Source organism: Sorangium sp. So ce362 (assembly GCF_051519845.1).
Classification (GTDB): domain Bacteria; phylum Myxococcota_A; class Polyangia; order Polyangiales; family Polyangiaceae; genus Sorangium.
The window spans coordinates 3,580,405-3,596,976 of sequence record NZ_CP150332.1; the positions used below are offsets into that span (position 1 = coordinate 3,580,405).

Consider the following 16,572-nt stretch of genomic DNA (forward strand, 5'->3'; position numbering starts at 1 on the left):
ATGACGACGAGACTCCTGCGACTGCTCTTCGCCGTCGGCCTCGCGGCGTCCCTCTCGGCGTGCACCGGATCACGCGACGACCTGGAGCTGCTCGGCGCGGCAGGGTCCGAGATCAAGGTCACGAACAGCGGCACCCACAACCTGCATCTGGAGGAGTCCCTGCGGTTCAATCCGACCCAGCCGGGGGCGGATCCGGTGCGGGGCCGCGCCCTCTTCGGCCTGGCCGCGGACAGCGACGCGGAGGACAAGAGCCAGGCGATCTTCGAGGGGCCCTCGGTGGCCTTCGGGGGCACGGTCGTGAGCAACCAGCGCACGTGCTTCACGTGCCATCGCGGGCTCGAGGTGGAGCTCGGGCTCCCGCCCCCCCCGCTGTCCGCGTCGGTGTCTCTCGACGACGCGCTGTTCACGGGCCTCCACGGCGACGCGCAGGGCGACCCGGACGGCCTGCGCAACCTCGACGAGCTGGCCCTCATCAAGTATCGCCCGAACCGCTTCAACCTCCAGCGCGCCGAGGACGACCCGTTCCGGCAGGTGTTCTTCTGGCGCAAGTCCATCCGGCTTGTCAACCTGGCCTTCTCGAACGGGTTCCTCCATGACGCGCGCGCGCGCACGATGTTCGAGACCGACCGGGGCGCCGTCTTCAGCCACACGCAGGAGTCGGACAAGCGCTTCGACGACCTCTTCACGGTCCAGGACGGCAACGACCTCGAGGCGTTCCAGTTCTCGCAGCTCTCGGATCCGCGCCTCGCCGCGCTCCGCGACCCGTCGCACCCGATGTTCCGCGTGCTGGCGCGCGATCCCTTCCACACGGTCCGGATCCGGACGCGGGCCGAGGAGCGCGGGAAGAAGGTGTTCGAGCGCTCGTGCATGACGTGCCACAACGTGCCCAACGTGTTCAACAACCTCTCGAACGTCGAGGCGCTCGGCAACGGCGAGACGGACGTCAAGAACCCGGTGTTCGGGCCGAGCGTGACACGGACGTTCAACGTGGGCGTGTCCGAGCGGAACAGGCACGGTCTCAGGTTCTCTCACCACGCCGGTGGGGGCGTCTTCGAGCCCATCGTCCTCCCGCTCGTCCGCGAGGACGGCGTCATCGTCCCCTTCAAGGTCACGAAGGACGTCGGGCTGGCGGCCACGACCGGGCGGCTCGAGGACGTCGGCCGCTTCAAGGTCCCGCAGCTCCGGCGCCTCGCGCGGAACGCCCCGTACTTCCACGACAATTCGGCGATGTCGCTCGAGGAGGTCGTCGACTACTTCAACAGCGATTTCTACAACAAATCGAAGGACGGCAGGCGGTTCCCGATCCGCCTCTCGCGCGCTCAGCGCTCGGATCTGATCGCGTTCCTGAAGGTCCTCTGACGCCGCGCCCGGACGGCGGCCACGCGCCGTCGTCCGGGCAGCCCGCCTCGTCCACGCGCCGAGGGGCAGCCCGCGCCGACGGACCCCCATTGGTCGCGCGCGGGGATCACCGCCGGTCTTGTGCGCCTGCGGGCCGCGCCGCTGCCGCGCTCGGCCCCGGCGAGCGGGGGGCGGTCGCGGCGCGCGTGGTCGAGGCGACCGCGTGGCGGAGCGCGTCCTTCAGGGTGCCGAAGGTGACGAGCCCCTGCGTCTCGGCGCCGAGCTCCGTCATGGTGGCCGCGATCTGCGGCGAGATCCCCGACACAACCCCGCGCGTCCCGAGCAGCTGGACGGCTCGCATCATGTCCAGGAGGTGCTTGGTGGTCGCGATATCGACGCTCTCGATGCCGGTCAGATCCATGATCGCGACCCTGGCCTGCGTGCGCACGACCTCGTTGAGGAGCGTCTCCGTGATGCGCGACGCGCGGACGTCGTCGATCGCGCCGATCAGCGGGAGGGCCAGGACGTGCTCCCAGACCTGGACCACGGGGGCCGACATGAGCCGGATGGCCTCGTTCTGGGTGCGCAGGCTGTCCTCGCTGCGCATGCGCTCGAGGATCTCGTTCTCGAGGAGCCGATTCTGCTGCTCGACCTCCTCGGCGGCTGCCTTGAGCTGGATCATCGACTCCTGCACCTGCGCCTCGAGCCGTCGCTGCTCGGTCACGTCCGAGACCGCGCCGACGACCTTGACCAGCTTGCCCTCCGCGTCACGGAGGATCACGCCGCGGTCGATGAGCACGGCGTACTCGCCGGTCGCCCGGCGCAGGCGGTACTCTGCGCTCCAGGTGCTGGCGCCGGAGCCCATCGCCGACCCGAGCGCGTCGCTGACGTTGTTCACGTCGTCAGGGTGGATGTGCTCGCGCCACCAGCCTGCGTCCGCGTAGAGGTCCTTGGGCGCGCCCGAGACCTTCTCGAAGGTATCGCTGCGCCAGACCGCGCCGGTCGCGACGTCGAAATCGTAGATCGCATCCTGGACGGCGAGGACGACCATGCGGAAGCGCTCCTCGCTCTCGCGGAGCGCGTCGTTCGCGCGCGTCCTCTCGGCGGAGCATTCCGGCGTGTGCTTCTCGCGGGTCTCCCTGACGACCGCCATGAGCCCGGAGGCGGCGCCGGACGCGTCGCGCTCCACCACCACCGGCGTGATCTCCAGATCGATGCGGGCGCCGTCCTTGCGGAGACCTTGCGCCGCGAGCGGAGCCTCCTCGTCGCCCGGGCGCTTCCAGCACGCGTCGACATCGTCATGGCGCAGGCAGGGCAGCTCGCGGCCGAGCACCTCCGCTTCGGTCCACCCGAACAGCCGCGACGCCTGCCGGTTCCAGAAGCGCACGACGCGCTCACGGTCACACACGATCATCGCAACCGGCGCCACCTCGGCCATGACCGCCAGCTTCGCGTCGTTCCAGCGAGATCGGTCCGAGGGTTTGACAGAAGGATCGATCACCTGTTCCGTTGTCATATCCGCTTCTTTCGCAGGTGCAGCTGCCCGGCTCCTCGGAAGACGGCGCGCGATCGGCGGTCGCCTGGCCCCCCCAGGACATCGCATCTTGCCCGTGCGCGTCACGAAAAGGCAAGGGGTTCGTAAGGACTTTTGCCTGCGCCCGCCCGGCAGCCGACCAGCCGTCGACAGCCGACAGCCGACAGCCGACAGGGGCGCCCGGAAGCTGTCCGTTCACGCACACGCGGTCCGCGACGGCTCTGCACCGACGGCACGTCGGCGCGTGGCGTCGCACGTCTCGTTCAAGAATTCCACGAGGCTGCTGCCGCCCGTGCCCTGAGCCTGCTTCTCGTCCGATTCCCGGAGGATATAGCGGACCGTGATCTCGGCGTGCACCTCCCGGACGCGGACGAGGGCGTTCACGCACGCGTCGTGCGCGTCGCACAGCGCGGGGTGGCTCGGCGCGTGCTGTCGAACGAAGCGCCGGAGCGAGGGGCCGCGCTCGACGACCTCGAGAAAGCGGCGGTGGCCCGGTAACATCGAGACGCGCATCTTGAGGAGGAACGAGCGCACCCCGTCGGAGGGCGAGACCCCGAGGATCGCGTCAAAGAGCTGTAGCAGGGGGCTCTGGGCGCCGCTCGAGCCGCCGAAGCGCCGGGGCGTGTCGTCGACCCCCGCGTAGATGACCCCCGGCTCGGGCCAGCCGCTCAGGAAGCGACGGAGCCGCCGGTAAAAGATGTAAGGATCACACTGCTCCGGCATGCGGGCAAGGAGCTCGCGGATATCGTTCAGGGCCGCTGTCATGACGTCGAGGGCGCGCGCCACCTCCTCCACGCGCCCGTCCGCGCAGGCGCGCCGGGCCTGCACGATCGCCTGGATCGCGGGCGCGCACGCGGCGTCCATGGCCACAGCGATCCGGAAGAACCAGTGCTCATCCATGCCCCCGTGGAACAGCTGCAGGATGGCGAGGTTCGACAGCGTGATGCCCGCGTCGTCCTCGAGGCGCCGGAAGTTCCAGAGCGTCATCGTGGCGTGGACAAGGGTCGGCGGCAGGCCATGGCGCTCCGAGAGCTCCCACAGCGGCACGGCGACGCTGCGCGGCAGGACGGTGGCTGGCTCGCTCCCACCCCAGACGTGCGCCGACGCCAGCATCGAGACGAGCAAGAGGCCGCGCCGGGCCTGGCCGACGTCCTCGAGCCGGTCGAGCGGCAAGAGGGGCATTCGCTCCAGCGCCTTTCCGAGCTTCTCCGCCGAGAGGAGCGCGGGGAGGCTCGCGGCGATGCGCTCCCACGCATCGTATGCAGGCGGGAGCCGGACGACCGGATCCGTGGCGGGGAGATAGCCCCGCACCGCATCCATGTCGAACGACGCGAGGTCGTCGAGCTCGCCCGCGTCGAAAGGCGCCGCCGAGGGGGCCCCCTCGGCGGCGCTGGCCGGGTCCGTCGCGCCCCTCATTGGCCGTGTATCTGCCGGAGGAGCTGGTAGTTCGAGGGCAGCGTGGAGAGGAGGTGTCGCTGCTTCTGCGCCACCCTGCCGAAGACCGCCTCGGCTTCCCCGATCGACGCTGTCTTGTAGGTCAACGCCGGCATCGGGCGCTCCGGGAGGAGGCCCAGGCCGGCGAAGATGGCGTAGTAATTGCCGTTGGTCCAGAAGCTCCGGAACTCGGCCTCGAAGTTCCCGTAATAGCTCGTCTCGTCCGTCACCGGCGCGTTCACCGGCATGCCCGCCTGGTAAAGCGCCATCTTCTCCTTGATGCCGTCGGTCAGGGCCAGCGACTTGTTGGCCTTCCAGAACGGCGTGTCCGCGCGGGGAGCGAGGTAGAAGTGGGCCTGGATGAAATCCCGGGTGTCGTCGAACATCGTCTCGATCTGGTACCAGTAATGCGACAGGGGGATGTGATCGTGCTCGGGCAGCAAGCCGAACTGGTGATAGAAGTGGTCCGACCTGCCGTCGAGGGGCCTGGACGTCGCGGCGCCTTCGCCGGGGGTGCGCCAGTTGATGAACTTGACCGCCATCTTGAAGGCGGCGTTGCATTCGCGCATCCACTCGTGCTCGGCGACGCCGAGGTAGTCGAAGAAGGTCTTTTGCAGGTTGGGGATGGTGGCCTCGCCGACGCCGATCCTGGGGATGGACGGGGCCGTCAACACGGTGATCCGCACGCTGCCCTGGAGGGCTTTGCCGAGGTATGCGGCCGCCATCCATCCGGCGGTCCCTCCACCGAGGATGACGACGTCTTTGATGCGATTATCCATGGTCAAGAACCCTCCCCTTCTCCAGCGCGTGCCCCAGGCGGCAGACGTCCTCGAAGCTACAATACAGCGGCGCGACAGCGATCCGCACCACGTCCGGCGCCCGTGTGCCCACGAGGACCCCGTGGCTCCACAGTCGTCGCGAGATCTCGGCGGGGCTCTCCCCGCGCACGCGCAGCGAGATCTGCCCGCCTCGAGAGCCCCGCGGCGTGATCACCTCCACCCGCTCCCGCGGCAGCCCGTCCACGTGGGCGAGGAGCTCCGCGACCAGCGCTTCGCGCTTCTCGACAAGCCGATCCATCCCGGCCTCCTCGAACGCCTGCAGCGCCCCTGACAGCGTGGCGATGCTGGCGATCGGCGGCCCGCTCTGCCGGAAGCCCCACGCGCCGACCTCGGGCTCGAAGGGGTCCGGCATGGCCAGGCGCGTCTCCCTCCGCTGCCCCCACCAGCCCGAGAGACGCGGCAGCCGCGTGTCCCGCCCGTGACGCTCATGCACGAAGAGGCCGGCGACGCCGCCGGGATCGGCGTTCAGGTACTTGTAATGGCACCACACGGCGAAATCGACGTCCGAGTCGTGCAAGCTCAGCGCCACGTTGCCGATCGCGTGCGCCAGGTCCGCCCCGACGAGGCAACCGGCTGCGTGGGCGGCCCGCGTGATCGGCTCGAGATCATAGGCCTGTCCGCTGAAGTGATTCACGCCGCCCAGCAGGACGAGCGCGATCTCGTGGCCGCGCGCCGCGATGTGCGCGACGACGTCCTCGGTGGTCGCGTACGATTGCCCTGCCGGGACGGGGATCTCGCGCACGCTCGTCGCCGGATCGACGCCCGCGAGCCTCGCGTGCGAGGCGACGACGTAGCGGTCGGACGGGAATGCATCGGGCTCGAGCAGGATGGCGTGACGTCCGGGCGTCGGACGGTAGAAGCTGCGCATCAGGAGGTGCAGGTTCGCGGTGACGCTGCCCATCACGGCCACCTCCTCGGGCGCGGCGCCCACGATGGGCGCGAGCCTGCGGGCGAGCAGCTCGTCGGCGTCCAGCCATCTCGGCGTCGCGTCGAAATACGCCCGGAAGCCGAGGTCGCGCCACTGGTCGAGCGCCCCCGCGAGCGCCGACTCCGCGTCCCTGGAGAGCAGCCCCAGCCCATTGCCGCAGAAATAAGCCGCCCCCACGCCGTCCGGCCCCGGCGGTCGATGAAAGCGCCCCCGCAGCGCGGCGAGCGGATCCTCCGCGTCGCGGCGGCGCGCGGCTTCGAGGCGCTCGCGCCACGCGGGGCTCGCCAGCGCCTCACGCGCGAGCGAGTGCGTGGGCGCCGCGCTCGCCGGCCCCGGGGAGCTCGTCGTGAAGACGGCTGGGCCCTCCACGAGCCGCTTCAGCAGGGCGAGCTCCTCCTCCATCTCGCGCTTCATCGCCGCGAAGCGCTCGTCCGAGATCCCCGGCCGCTGGAAGAAGGTGTAGAGAAAGACGGCCCCGCCCGCCGCCGGCATCACCCGCGTCGGCGAATAGCGCCACGCGCCGTCGGCTCCAAGATGGCCGAAATCCACGACGCCCAGGGCGCGGTCGGCGCGCATGGCGAAGCGCACCTCGCCGCGCGCGGTCGCGGCCCAGAGGGCGTCCCCGTCGGCGCGCACGCTCGAGCAGAAATGGACCGCCCAGCGGGGGATCTGCGCCGGGTCGGAGACCACCCCGAAGACACGCTCCGCCGAAGCTGCGATGAAGACCGAATGTGTGCTGCTGTGCATGGGGAAGATTCACTCTTGGAGTGAGAACAAGCCCACTGATCGCAGAGATCGATACGCCAAGAGCGTATCATACGTGCTCGAGTGCCCCGGTAAATAAAATGTATTTCCTTTCCGTGCGACGAGCTTCGCCAGGCGCGCGGCGCTGTGCTCCGCGTCTTTGCGTCTCCGCGTCTCCGCGTCTCCTCGTCTCCTCGTCTCCTCGTCTCCTCGTCTCCGCGTCTCCGCGTCTCCTCGTCTCCTCGTCGATTACGAGAGCCCGACGGGCTGCGGCCGACTCGTCCTTGATGGCCTGTCCACGCACACCACCGGCGAGGTGTGGCGTGGGTCGACGGACACCCGCGCTGGGCGCCGCGCTTCTCCCCCGTCACGCGTCTCGCGACGAGGATAGGCCCTCGGAGACCGTGTTCGTGGCGCGGGGAGGCCGATGTCCGAGCGGGCCGTGCAGCTCGGCACGGCCTCCCGCGCAGCCAGGGACGCGCCTGGCTAGGCTCCGCCCGGCCCCACCGGCGGCGGGATCGACCACTCCGCGCTGTCCGACAGCCGCGGCTCCGCCTCCTCCGCCGCGCTCCCGAAGAAATCCGCCACGTCGTGCCGCCTCGCCTCCGCGTCCGCCCGCCCGAGCTCGATCAGCTTCCGCGTGAACGAGCCGTCGAACAGGAGATAGCTCGCGAGATCCGCGTCGTTCGCCGCCCCCACGTCCACCAGGGAGAGCAGCCGCCGCATCATCGCCGGCCCGCCCTGCACCTTGCCCGCCCTCACGTGCTCCGCCGCGAGGCGGCCGAGATCCACGCTCGGCCGCATGACCAGCGTCTCCACCCGCCGGTACGGCAGCGCCCCGCGCTGCGCCGCCGCCGCGTTGATCGAGTGCAGGAAATCCGGGCCGAACGCCTGCTCGCCGTCCTCGATCATGTGGTTCACCCGCGTCAGCACCTCGAAATCGGTCTGGATGTGGTCGAGCAGGAACGCGTTCAGCACCTTGCCGAGCACCAGCGCCATCCCAGGCGGCTTGCCGCTGTCCCCCGCGTCGATGCTCCGCACCTCCCGCGACAGGCCGATCGCCAGCACGTGCGTCGCCCCCAGCCGGAGCGCCGGCGCGATCGGCGTGTTCTGCCGCACGCCCCCGTCCATGTAGAGATCCCGGCCGATGCGCACCGGCGGGAACAGGATCGGGATCGCCGCCGACGCGAGCGCGTGCTGCGGGCCGATCAGCGCGCCGCGGATGATCGTCCGCGGCGGCGCCGTCGTCGGCAGCGCGCCGTCCGGGCCGGTCTGCATGAAGATGACCGTGCGGCCCGTCCCGATCTCGGTCGCCGACACGCTGACCGCCGAAAGGTAGCCGTGGCGCAGCGTGCGCGCGATCGCGCGCCACGGGATCTCGCGCTCGACGAGCCTCTGCATCGGCGAGACGTCGAACAGGCCCACGCCCTCCGAGCCGCCGCCGAACATGAGCTTCGGCAAGGAGATCGCCTGCCGGACCCCGAAGCCGAGCACCGTCTCGAGCTTCAGCTGCGTCCACAGGTTGACGAGCCGCCGCACGCCCAGCGTCGGATCGTCGAGGTGCGCCGCGAGGTAGCACGCGTTCACCGCCCCGACCGACGTCCCGCACAGGATGTCGATGCGCGGCGGCGCCCCGCGGCGCCGGGCGAACACGTCGAGCACGTACGACATCACCCCGACCTCGTACGCGCCCCGGGCGCCGCCGCCCGAGAGGATCACCGCGACCTTGCGCCGCGGCTTCGTCCCTGTCCTTCCGCCGGTACCGCTCATGCCATCTCCCCGCGGCGGAGCGGGTCCAGCCCCGCCGCCGGACCCTCGGCCTCCGCGGCGAGGATGCGCCGCACAACGGTGCGCTCCAGGAACAGCGCCCGGAGCCGCGCGTCGCGGATGTAGCTCGCCACCTGCCGCACGTGCATCCCGGCGCGGTGGTACGCGTCCCCGGCGCTCGCCGGCGCGCCCTTCTGCAGCGCCTCGCAGCAGAGGTCACGCACCTCGATGCCGTACTCCGAGCTGCCCGCCTCGACCGCGCCGAGCGCCGTCCGGGCGAGCAGCACCCCCGAGTGCACCTCGCCCGCGTCCACCCGCGCCCCCGCCTCGATGGCCGTCGCGTACGCGTGGTAGCTCATCAGCCCCTGCGACTCGGCGAGCTGCCGCGCCTCCGAGGCGTTCGCGATCGCGCCCTGGACGTCGCCCTGCACCTTCGCGAGGAGGCCGCGCACGTTGCGCTCGTGGATCATGTCGTAGACGCTGCCGGTCACCGCGATGAGCGCGCCCGCATCGGCGCAGAGGGTGTGCGCTGCGTCGAGGTCGCCCGCTTCGAGGAGGATCCCCGCCGAGCAGAGGAGCGTGTCGGCCCGCGCGTCCTGATCATCATAGCGCTCGTGCGCCTCCCGCGCCCGCTTCATGTAAGCGAGGCTGCGCAGGAGATCCCCGAGCTTGGCGTACGCGTGGCCGATGTTGCTCAGCGTCTTCGCGATCTGGAACCGACCCCCGATCGCGAGATCGATGGAGATCGACGAGAGCCCGACCGCGATCGCGTCCTCGAAGCGCTCGAGCACGAACATCGCCACGGCGAGCGAGTTCTTCGCGCGGGCCTCGCTGCGGCGCGCCCCCACCGCGCGGAACACCGCGATCGCCTCGGCGTAGGCCTCGACCGCCTCCTGCACGCGGCCGACCCGGCGCAGCAGCACCCCCTTCGTGCGCAGCACCTCCGCGCGCGCCCGCGGCGTCAGGCCGCCCATCTGCGTCACCCGGAGGGCCCGGTCGGCCGCGCTGATCGCGCCCTGGACGTCGCCGAGCTCGCGCAGCACCTCCGACAGGATCGTGAGCGCCTCGACCTCGAGCGCGGGGCGGCGCGCGATGCGCGCGATCTCGGCGGCCCGCTGCGCCACCGGCAGGCCGCGGGCGAGGTGGCCGTCGTCGAGGTCGAGGCGCGCGGTGCGCACGAGCGCGAGCGCCGCCCAGCGCGCCTGGCCGCTCTCCTTCGCGAGCTGGCGCAGCGCCGCGAGGTGCTTCCTCCGCTCGCGGCGGCGGCCGAGGTGGCGGAAGATCGCCTCCAACGCCTCGTGCGCGATCATCACGCGGGTGTCGCCGGTCGGCAGGAGCGCCAGCGCGCGCTCGTAGTACCGGCGCGACAGCTGCGCCTGGTGTCCGGCGCGCGCGGCCCGCGCCGCGTCGAGGTAGAGCTCGGCCGCCGGCCCGGGCGCCTCGCCGCGCGCGAGGTGCTGCGCCACGATCGCGGCCGAGAGCCCCTGCGCGAGCGGCGTCGTCGAGAGGTGCTCGCCGAGCCGCCGGTGCATGCGCACGCGGCTCGCGCCGTCGAGCGCGAGGTAGGCGACGTCGCGCGCGAGCGGGTGCCGGAAGTCCACCGCCCCGGCGCGGCGATCGCACAGGCCGCGGGCGCAGAGGCGCGTCACGGCCTCGTCGTCGGCGAGCCGCGTCAGGTTCATGATGTCGTCCTTGAGCAGCGGGCCCCCCGCGACCGCCAGCCAGTTCACGACGTCGTGCTCCGCGGGCGGCAGCTCGCGCAGGCGATCGCCGATGAGCTGCTCCAGCGTCGAGGGGAGCGGCTCGCCGCGGTCCCCGGTCCGGTCGTGGCGGACGAGCTCGTGCCGCCCGTCCGGGTGCTCGACGATCTCCAGCGTGCCTCGCTCGAGGAGCGCATCGACCATCTCGAGCAGGAAGAACGGGTTGCCGGCGACGCGCGGCACGAGCTCGCCGCAGACGGCCGCCACGCCCTCGCGCACGCCGAGCCGCGCCTCCACGAGGCGCATCTGCTCCTCGGCGCTGAGGCCGCGGAGCTCGATCCGCACGAGCCCCTCGATGAACGGGGTCACGCGCTCCTCGGGGCGGGTGAGGAGCAGCACGAGGATCGGGAGCCGCTCCGAGCGCTGCTTCAGGAGCTCCGAGATGAGCTCCAGGCTCGGGCGATCGGCCCACTGGAGGCCGTCGATGACGACGACGAGCGGCTGGTGGCGCGCCAGCGAGCCGAGCAGGTACTTCACGCCGCGCACCACCACGTCGCGGCCGTAGGCCGCGGCGTCGTCCTCGGGGTGGTCGAGCTGCTTGCCCGTGACGAGCTCGGCGAGGCGCGTGACGATGCGCGCCCCGAGCGGCGAGCGGGCGATGGGCCCGAGCAGGGCGCGGATCACGTGGGCGGCGTCGTCGATCGCGTGGTCGAGCCCCATGCCGGTGACGTCGCGGAGCACGTCGCAGACCGTGGCGAGCGGCAGCTCGCTCTTCACCGGCGAGCACTCGACGTGGAGCACGCGCGCCTCGCCGGGGAGCTCCGAGAGGAACGTCGAGATGAGCGCGCTCTTGCCGATGCCCATCTCGCCGACGAGGACGCGCGCCACCGACTGGCCCCGGAGCGCGCCGCCCGGCGGGCCCGGCGGCTTGCTCTGCCGGCTCGGCGGCGGCTTGCTCTGCCGGCTCGGCGGCGGCGGCTCGCTCTCGCCGTAGCGCGGCGACGGCGGCTCGGCGAGCCCCTTCACGGGCGGCGAGACCGCGCGGTGGTAGGCGGCGTGCAGGTCGGCCCGCTCCGCGTCGCGCCCCACGAGGTCGTTCGGCGAGAGCGCGATCTCGGCCATCCGCTCCTCGCGGGTGAGCGGGCGCTGCAGCGCGTAGAGCCGCATCTGGTGCGGGACCTGGTAGCCGCCGGCGTCGTTGAGATCGAGCGACGGCGCGTCGCCCCAGCGGAAATCGCGCCGGACGAGGCGGTAGACGCCGCCCGCGACCCAGGTCTTGCCGAACGGGGTGCGGCTGCCGAGGCGCTCGGCGAGGAAGTTCGCGGGCTCCTTGAGCGCGTGGTTGATGAGGTGCCCCTGCTCGTCGCGCTCGCCGTACGCGATGCCGCGGACGATGCCGATGGCGGCGCGGAGCTCGACGGGCAGGTCCTCCGACGCGCCCGCGAGCGCCTCGTGCACGTCGACCGCCAGCGAGGCGGCGTCGGCGGCGGCGCGCGAGGGGTTCGCGAGCAGCCCCACGACCGCGCGCGCGCCCGCGTGCGACTCCCAGGACCAGATCGCCCCGTGCTTGAAGGCGATCGCGTCGAGGGTCGTGCGGATCGAGCGCCCGCTGCGCCGGCCGGCGAGCCGCCCCTGCGCCCCGAGCAGCTCGTCCACGCCCTCGATGCGCATCGTCACCACGGCCACGTGGCGCACCTCGCGCACGACGCGCGGCGCGCCGGTGTTCTCGTGCTCGCCGCCCGTGCGCGCGGCCGGCACCGCCGCGAGCGTCTGCGGCTGCGCCACGGAGCCGTCGCCCTCGGCCGCCTCCTCCGCGCCGCCGGCGGCGTTCTCGCGCGCCTCCTGCTCGCGGTCGCGGCCGAGCAGGTGGGCCACGGTCTGCTCGACCGACGCGTTGTCGACGAGCTCCTGCTTCGCGAGAAGGACGCGCGCGATCGCGCCGGCCAGGTCGCGCGCGGTCTGGAAGCGGTCCTCGGGCGCCTGCGCCATGGCGCGCATCACGATCGCCTCGAGCTCCGCCGGGACGTCGCGCGCGTGCGTCGACGGGGGCTCGAAGAGGCTCTCCTTGACGGCCTGGAGCAGCGCCTCGTCGTCGAGCTTGCCGTAGGGCGAGCGCATGGCGAGCAGCTCGTAGAGCACGACGCCGAGGGCGTAGATGTCGCTCCGCCGGTCGACCCGCTCGCCGCGCGCCTGCTCGGGCGACATGTACCCGAACTTGCCCTTCAGCACGCCGGGCTCCTCGCGGAAGAGGTTGGCGCTGGCGATGCCGAAGTCGGCGATCTTCACGACGCCCTCGTACGACAGCAGGATGTTCTGCGGCGAGACGTCGCGGTGGACGATGGCGAGCGGCATGCCGCCCTCGTCCCTGCGCTCGTGGGCGTAGTGCAGCCCCTTGGCGGCCTCGGAGACGACGAACGCCGACACGAGCGGCGGGATCCGCGACTCCTTCTGCTGGGCGGCGCGCATCAGCTTGCCGAGGTCGTAGCCCTCGACGTATTCCATCGAGAGGAGCAGCCCGTCCTCGCCGTGGTCGGAGAACTCGTAGACCTGGACGATGTTCGGGTGGTTCAGGCGCGTCGCGAGGTGCGCCTCCTCGACGAACATCGCGCGGAAGCGCCGCGACGCCCCGTGCGCGGGGAGGATCCGCTTGACGACGAGGAGCTTGTACGTGCCCTCGGCGCCGCGCTTCTTGGCGAGGAAGACCTCCGCCATGCCGCCAGCGCCCAGGCGGCGCTGGATCTCTAGGTCGGCGAGCTGGGACGGGTGCTTGGCCATGCAGCGAAGCGGCGCGCGGGCGCCGTGGCTGGGAGGCGCCGGGCGCGGTGGATCGGGGTGACCGATGAGATGAAGGACCGCGCGCGGTTCCCCCGATCCATGGGAGGACTACGGGTTGACCTGCATGGTAGCGTCCCGCCCGCGTCTTCGGGGAGACAACCATGCTGGAAAGGCGAATCTTTCTGGGCGGGTCGGAGATCCGCACGGGCGGTGAGCCCGCCTGCGCGCAGCGGCTCCTCGGCCTCGGCGCCGTCCACGATCGACCCTGAGCTTTCGCTTGCATGGCGCCCTCACGGCGGGCCACCGGCCGCCGCGGTCGGGCGAGGGCCACAAAGCGATTGCCCAGGGAGGCGCTGTCTGTTAAAACGGATGCTGCGTCCGTGATGGAAGACGCGGTGCGTCCGACCCCTGGCTGCCGGGCTGATCGGCGGCGGGGTGGTCGTGTGCGCGCTTGAAACCTCGAGGATTCGCAATGGACATTCGCGTGACAGAGGCGGACGTCGTCGTCGTGGGCGGCGGCAGCGCAGGCTCCACTGCAGCGGTGGAGGCGCAGCAGCGGTTGCCGCGGGGGCGGGTGGTGCTCCTCGAGAAGGCGCATATCAAGCGGAGCGGCGCGATCGCGATCGGCATGGACGGGCTGAACAACGCGATCATCCCCGGACATGCGACGCCCGAGCAGTACGTGAAGGAGATCACGGTGGCCAACGATGGCATCGTGAACCAGCGCGCCATCTATGAATATGCTCGGAACAGCTTCGCGATGATCCAGGAGCTCGACTCGTGGGGAGTCAAGTTCCAGAAGACGCGCTCGGGCGATTTCGACGTCAAGAAGGTCCACCACAACGGGAGCTACGTCCTCCCGATGCCCGAGGGCTACGATCTCAAGAAGATCCTTACGCGCATGGTGAAGCGCGCCGGGGTGCGGGTCATCAACCGCGTCATGGCCACTCGGATCCTCGTGGCCGACGGGCAGGTCGCCGGCGTGATGGGCTTTGACACCCGCGAGGGCCACATCGAGGTCATCAAGGCCAGGGCGGTCATCCTCTGCTGCGGCGCCTCCGGGCGGCTCGGGCTGCCGTCGTCCGGCTATCTCCACGGGACGTACGAGAACCCCTCGAACGCCGGAGACGGCTACTCGATGGCCTACCACGCCGGCGCCGAGCTCTCGGGCATCGAGTGCTTCCAGATCAACCCGCTCATCAAGGACTACAACGGTCCGGCGTGCGCCTACGTGACCGGTCCGCTCGGCGGACACACGGTGAACGCGCGGGGGCACCGCTTCATCGAGAGCGATTACTGGAGCGGGCAGATGATGCTCGAGTTCTACAGGGAGCTCCACTCCGCGAACGGCCCTGTGTACCTCCAGCTGACCCACCTCGCGCCGGAGACGATCACCGAGGTCGAGCGGGTGCTCCACCAGACGGAGCGGCCGAGCCGCGGTCGCTTCCACGAGGGGAGGGGGCACAGCTACGGGAGCGATCTCGTCGAGATGCACATCTCCGAGATCGGCCTGTGCAGCGGCCACAGCGCGTCGGGGGTCTGGGTGAACGAGAAGGGCGAGACCACCGTGCCCGGGCTCTACGCCGCCGGCGACATGGCGTGCGTGCCGCACAACTACCTCCTCGGCGCGCTCACCTACGGGAAGATCTGCGCCCAGAGCGCCCTCGACTACCTCGATCGCGCGCCCGCGGTCGAGCCGCTCCCCGCCGCGGTCGACGCCGAGCGCGAGCGCATCCTCGCCCCGCTCTCGCGCAGGAGCGGGGTGGCGCCTCACCAGTACGAATACAAGGTGCGGCGCCTCGTGAACGACTACCTGCAGCCGCCCAAGACGGGGAACCGGATGACGCTCGGGCTCGAGTACTTCCTGCGGGCGAAGGACGAGCTCGAGGAGGTCACGGCGACGAGCCCCCACGAGCTCATGCGGGTGATGGAGTGCCACTTCATCCGCGACTGCGCGGAGATGGCCGCGCGCGCCTCGCTGTACCGGACCGAGAGCCGCTGGGGGCTCTACCATCACCGGCTCGATTTCCCCGAGATGGACGACCGCAGCTGGTTCGTTCACGTCAACCTGAAGAAGGGCGATGACGGCGAGATGGTCGCCTTCAAGAGGCCCGTCGAGCCCTATCTCTTCCCGATCGACGACGGCGAGCTCAAGACCTACCACCAGCTGCGCATCCCGGCCGAGGATCAGCGCGCGCCGCTCTGACGAGCAACGAGGTTCAATCGATGGGTCACCTTCTCAACCGCGAATCCGTCAAGGCGCAGCGCGCCAGGACCGTGGGTCACGCCGAGGCCGCCGTCCGGCTCGATCTGCCGGTCGTGATCGACGAGGCGTCCTGCATCAAGGGCTGCCGCATCTGCATCGAATCGTGTCCGGTCGACTGCCTCGCCATCGATCCAGAGACGAAGAAGGCGCACATGGCCTACGACGAGTGCTGGTATTGCCTCGCGTGCGAGATCGATTGCCCCAAAGAGGCCATCACCGTGAAGATCCCCTTTCTCATCCGGTAGCGTCCCGGAGGCGGAGAGACGATATGACACAGCCTTCGCTCGCACAGGAGCTCGTGAGCGTCCTCAGGGATCCCGACCCTGGCGCGCGCCAGCTCGCGCTGACGCAGATCGAGGACCTCTCGGATCCGGAGATCCTCCACCCGCTCATCGAGGCCGTCCGCGACGCCGACCCGACGGTGCGGGCGCTCGCGCTGGGGCACCTCGAGGACCTCGGCGACCCCCGCGCGGTGCCCGCCATCCTCCGGGCGCTCGACGACGAGGAGACCCACGTGCGCGAGGCGGCCGCCACCGCGCTCCGCGAGCTCCGCGCGACGGACGCCGCCACGTACCTGGTTGACGCAGTGCGTCATGATGACCCGTTCGTGCGGATGTCGGTGATCGTGGCGCTCCGCGAGCTCCGCGATCCGCGGGCGCTGGAGCACCTCGAGGGCGCGCTGCTCGACCCTGCGCCCGAGGTGCGGCGCGAGGCGGTCGTCGCCCTGGCCTACCTGCGGCGGCCCGAGACGGCGGCTGCCCTCCGCGGCAGCCTGCGCGACCCCGACGCGCGGGTGCGGCAGGTCGCGATCGGCGCGCTCGAGTCGCTCGGCGCGGCGGCGCAGGTCCAGGACTTCGTCGGGCTGCTCTCCGACCCCGACTGGCGGGTCCGCGTCGAGGCCGCCATCGTGCTCGGCCGCTCGGCGCACGCCGTCGCCGCGCCGCACCTCCGGAGCGCGCTCGAGGACGGCGCCTGGCAGGTCCGGAAGGAGGCGGCGCTCGCGCTGGGGCGGCTCCGGGCCGCCTCGGCCACGCCGGAGCTCGTCGCGCTGCTCGGGAGCGACCTCCCGGATCTGCGCAAGGCCGCCGCGCAGGCGCTCGGCGAGCTGGCGGCGGCGGCCGCCGAGGCGCCGCTCCAGCGGCTGCTGGGCGACACCGACGTCGAGGTGCGGAAGGCGACGGCCCGCGCCCTCGAGGCCATCCGGGCCGGGGCCGGACGACGTGGAACCTTCGCGAGAGATTGAGTCG

At 71.4% G+C, this 16,572-nt stretch carries 10 protein-coding genes; 4 read left to right on the plus strand and 6 right to left on the minus strand.

Annotation, left to right across the window (positions count from 1 at the left end; translation table 11 throughout):
* Positions 1-1,359 carry a hypothetical protein gene (locus WMF17_RS14150; RefSeq protein WP_437602573.1) on the plus strand — a complete coding sequence of 453 codons (1,359 nt, stop codon included), beginning with the start codon at positions 1-3 and terminating at the stop codon, positions 1,357-1,359.
* Positions 1,360-1,465: 106 nt separating this feature from the next.
* On the opposite strand, the gene WMF17_RS14155 is transcribed toward WMF17_RS14150, so the two are convergent.
* The 6 genes from WMF17_RS14155 to WMF17_RS14180 form a co-directional block, all read right to left on the minus strand.
* Positions 1,466-2,854, minus strand: a complete 1,389-nt coding sequence (locus tag WMF17_RS14155) for a PAS domain S-box protein (protein WP_437649956.1) — start codon at positions 2,852-2,854, stop codon at positions 1,466-1,468.
* 213 nt (positions 2,855-3,067) lie between these two features.
* Positions 3,068-4,288 (minus strand): hypothetical protein, encoded by a 1,221-nt coding sequence (locus WMF17_RS14160; RefSeq protein WP_437649958.1) that lies wholly within the window; start codon positions 4,286-4,288, stop codon positions 3,068-3,070.
* Entirely contained in the window at positions 4,285-5,085 is an 801-nt protein-coding gene (locus tag WMF17_RS14165; protein WP_437649960.1) for a tryptophan 7-halogenase, read from the minus strand. Before WMF17_RS14165 ends, WMF17_RS14160 begins: the two co-directional genes overlap by 4 nt.
* Positions 5,078-6,820 carry a kynureninase gene (kynU, locus tag WMF17_RS14170; RefSeq protein WP_437602577.1) on the minus strand — a complete coding sequence of 581 codons (1,743 nt, stop codon included), beginning with the start codon at positions 6,818-6,820 and terminating at the stop codon, positions 5,078-5,080. The genes WMF17_RS14165 and kynU overlap by 8 nt, the downstream gene beginning before the upstream one ends.
* 483 nt (positions 6,821-7,303) lie before the next feature.
* Positions 7,304-8,587, minus strand: coding sequence for a patatin-like phospholipase family protein (locus tag WMF17_RS14175; RefSeq protein ID WP_437602578.1), 1,284 nt, complete (start codon positions 8,585-8,587; stop codon positions 7,304-7,306).
* Entirely contained in the window at positions 8,584-13,059 is a 4,476-nt protein-coding gene (locus WMF17_RS14180; protein WP_437602579.1) for a protein kinase domain-containing protein, read from the minus strand. The genes WMF17_RS14175 and WMF17_RS14180 overlap by 4 nt, the downstream gene beginning before the upstream one ends.
* Before the next feature lie 472 nt (positions 13,060-13,531).
* Here WMF17_RS14180 and WMF17_RS14185 point away from each other — a divergent pair, with 472 nt between their 5' ends.
* Genes WMF17_RS14185 through WMF17_RS14195 form a run of 3 tightly spaced genes read left to right on the plus strand, consistent with a single transcriptional unit; the run spans position 13,532 to position 16,568 of the window.
* Positions 13,532-15,265: a fumarate reductase/succinate dehydrogenase flavoprotein subunit gene (locus WMF17_RS14185; RefSeq protein WP_437649961.1), complete on the plus strand. Its 1,734-nt coding sequence runs from the start codon at positions 13,532-13,534 to the stop codon at positions 15,263-15,265.
* Positions 15,266-15,285: 20 nt separating this feature from the next.
* The gene (locus WMF17_RS14190) at positions 15,286-15,570 is read left to right on the plus strand and encodes a 4Fe-4S dicluster domain-containing protein (RefSeq protein ID WP_437602581.1); all 285 of its coding nucleotides are present in this window, start codon (positions 15,286-15,288) and stop codon (positions 15,568-15,570) included.
* 23 nt (positions 15,571-15,593) lie between these two features.
* Entirely contained in the window at positions 15,594-16,568 is a 975-nt protein-coding gene (locus WMF17_RS14195; RefSeq protein ID WP_437649963.1) for a HEAT repeat domain-containing protein, read from the plus strand.
* Positions 16,569-16,572 lie beyond the last annotated feature (4 nt).

What these genes read in the sequence shown, in the direction of transcription:
- WMF17_RS14150 (WP_437602573.1), top strand. Translation starts at nt 1, where the DNA reads ATGACGACGAGACTCCTGCGACTGCTCTTCGCCGTCGGCCTCGCGGCG.
- WMF17_RS14155 (WP_437649956.1), bottom strand. Translation starts at nt 2,854, where the DNA reads ATGACAACGGAACAGGTGATCGATCCTTCTGTCAAACCCTCGGACCGA.
- WMF17_RS14160 (WP_437649958.1), bottom strand. Translation starts at nt 4,288, where the DNA reads ATGAGGGGCGCGACGGACCCGGCCAGCGCCGCCGAGGGGGCCCCCTCG.
- WMF17_RS14165 (WP_437649960.1), bottom strand. Translation starts at nt 5,085, where the DNA reads ATGGATAATCGCATCAAAGACGTCGTCATCCTCGGTGGAGGGACCGCC.
- kynU (WP_437602577.1), bottom strand. Translation starts at nt 6,820, where the DNA reads ATGCACAGCAGCACACATTCGGTCTTCATCGCAGCTTCGGCGGAGCGT.
- WMF17_RS14175 (WP_437602578.1), bottom strand. Translation starts at nt 8,587, where the DNA reads ATGAGCGGTACCGGCGGAAGGACAGGGACGAAGCCGCGGCGCAAGGTC.
- WMF17_RS14180 (WP_437602579.1), bottom strand. Translation starts at nt 13,059, where the DNA reads ATGGCCAAGCACCCGTCCCAGCTCGCCGACCTAGAGATCCAGCGCCGC.
- WMF17_RS14185 (WP_437649961.1), top strand. Translation starts at nt 13,532, where the DNA reads ATGGACATTCGCGTGACAGAGGCGGACGTCGTCGTCGTGGGCGGCGGC.
- WMF17_RS14190 (WP_437602581.1), top strand. Translation starts at nt 15,286, where the DNA reads ATGGGTCACCTTCTCAACCGCGAATCCGTCAAGGCGCAGCGCGCCAGG.
- WMF17_RS14195 (WP_437649963.1), top strand. Translation starts at nt 15,594, where the DNA reads ATGACACAGCCTTCGCTCGCACAGGAGCTCGTGAGCGTCCTCAGGGAT.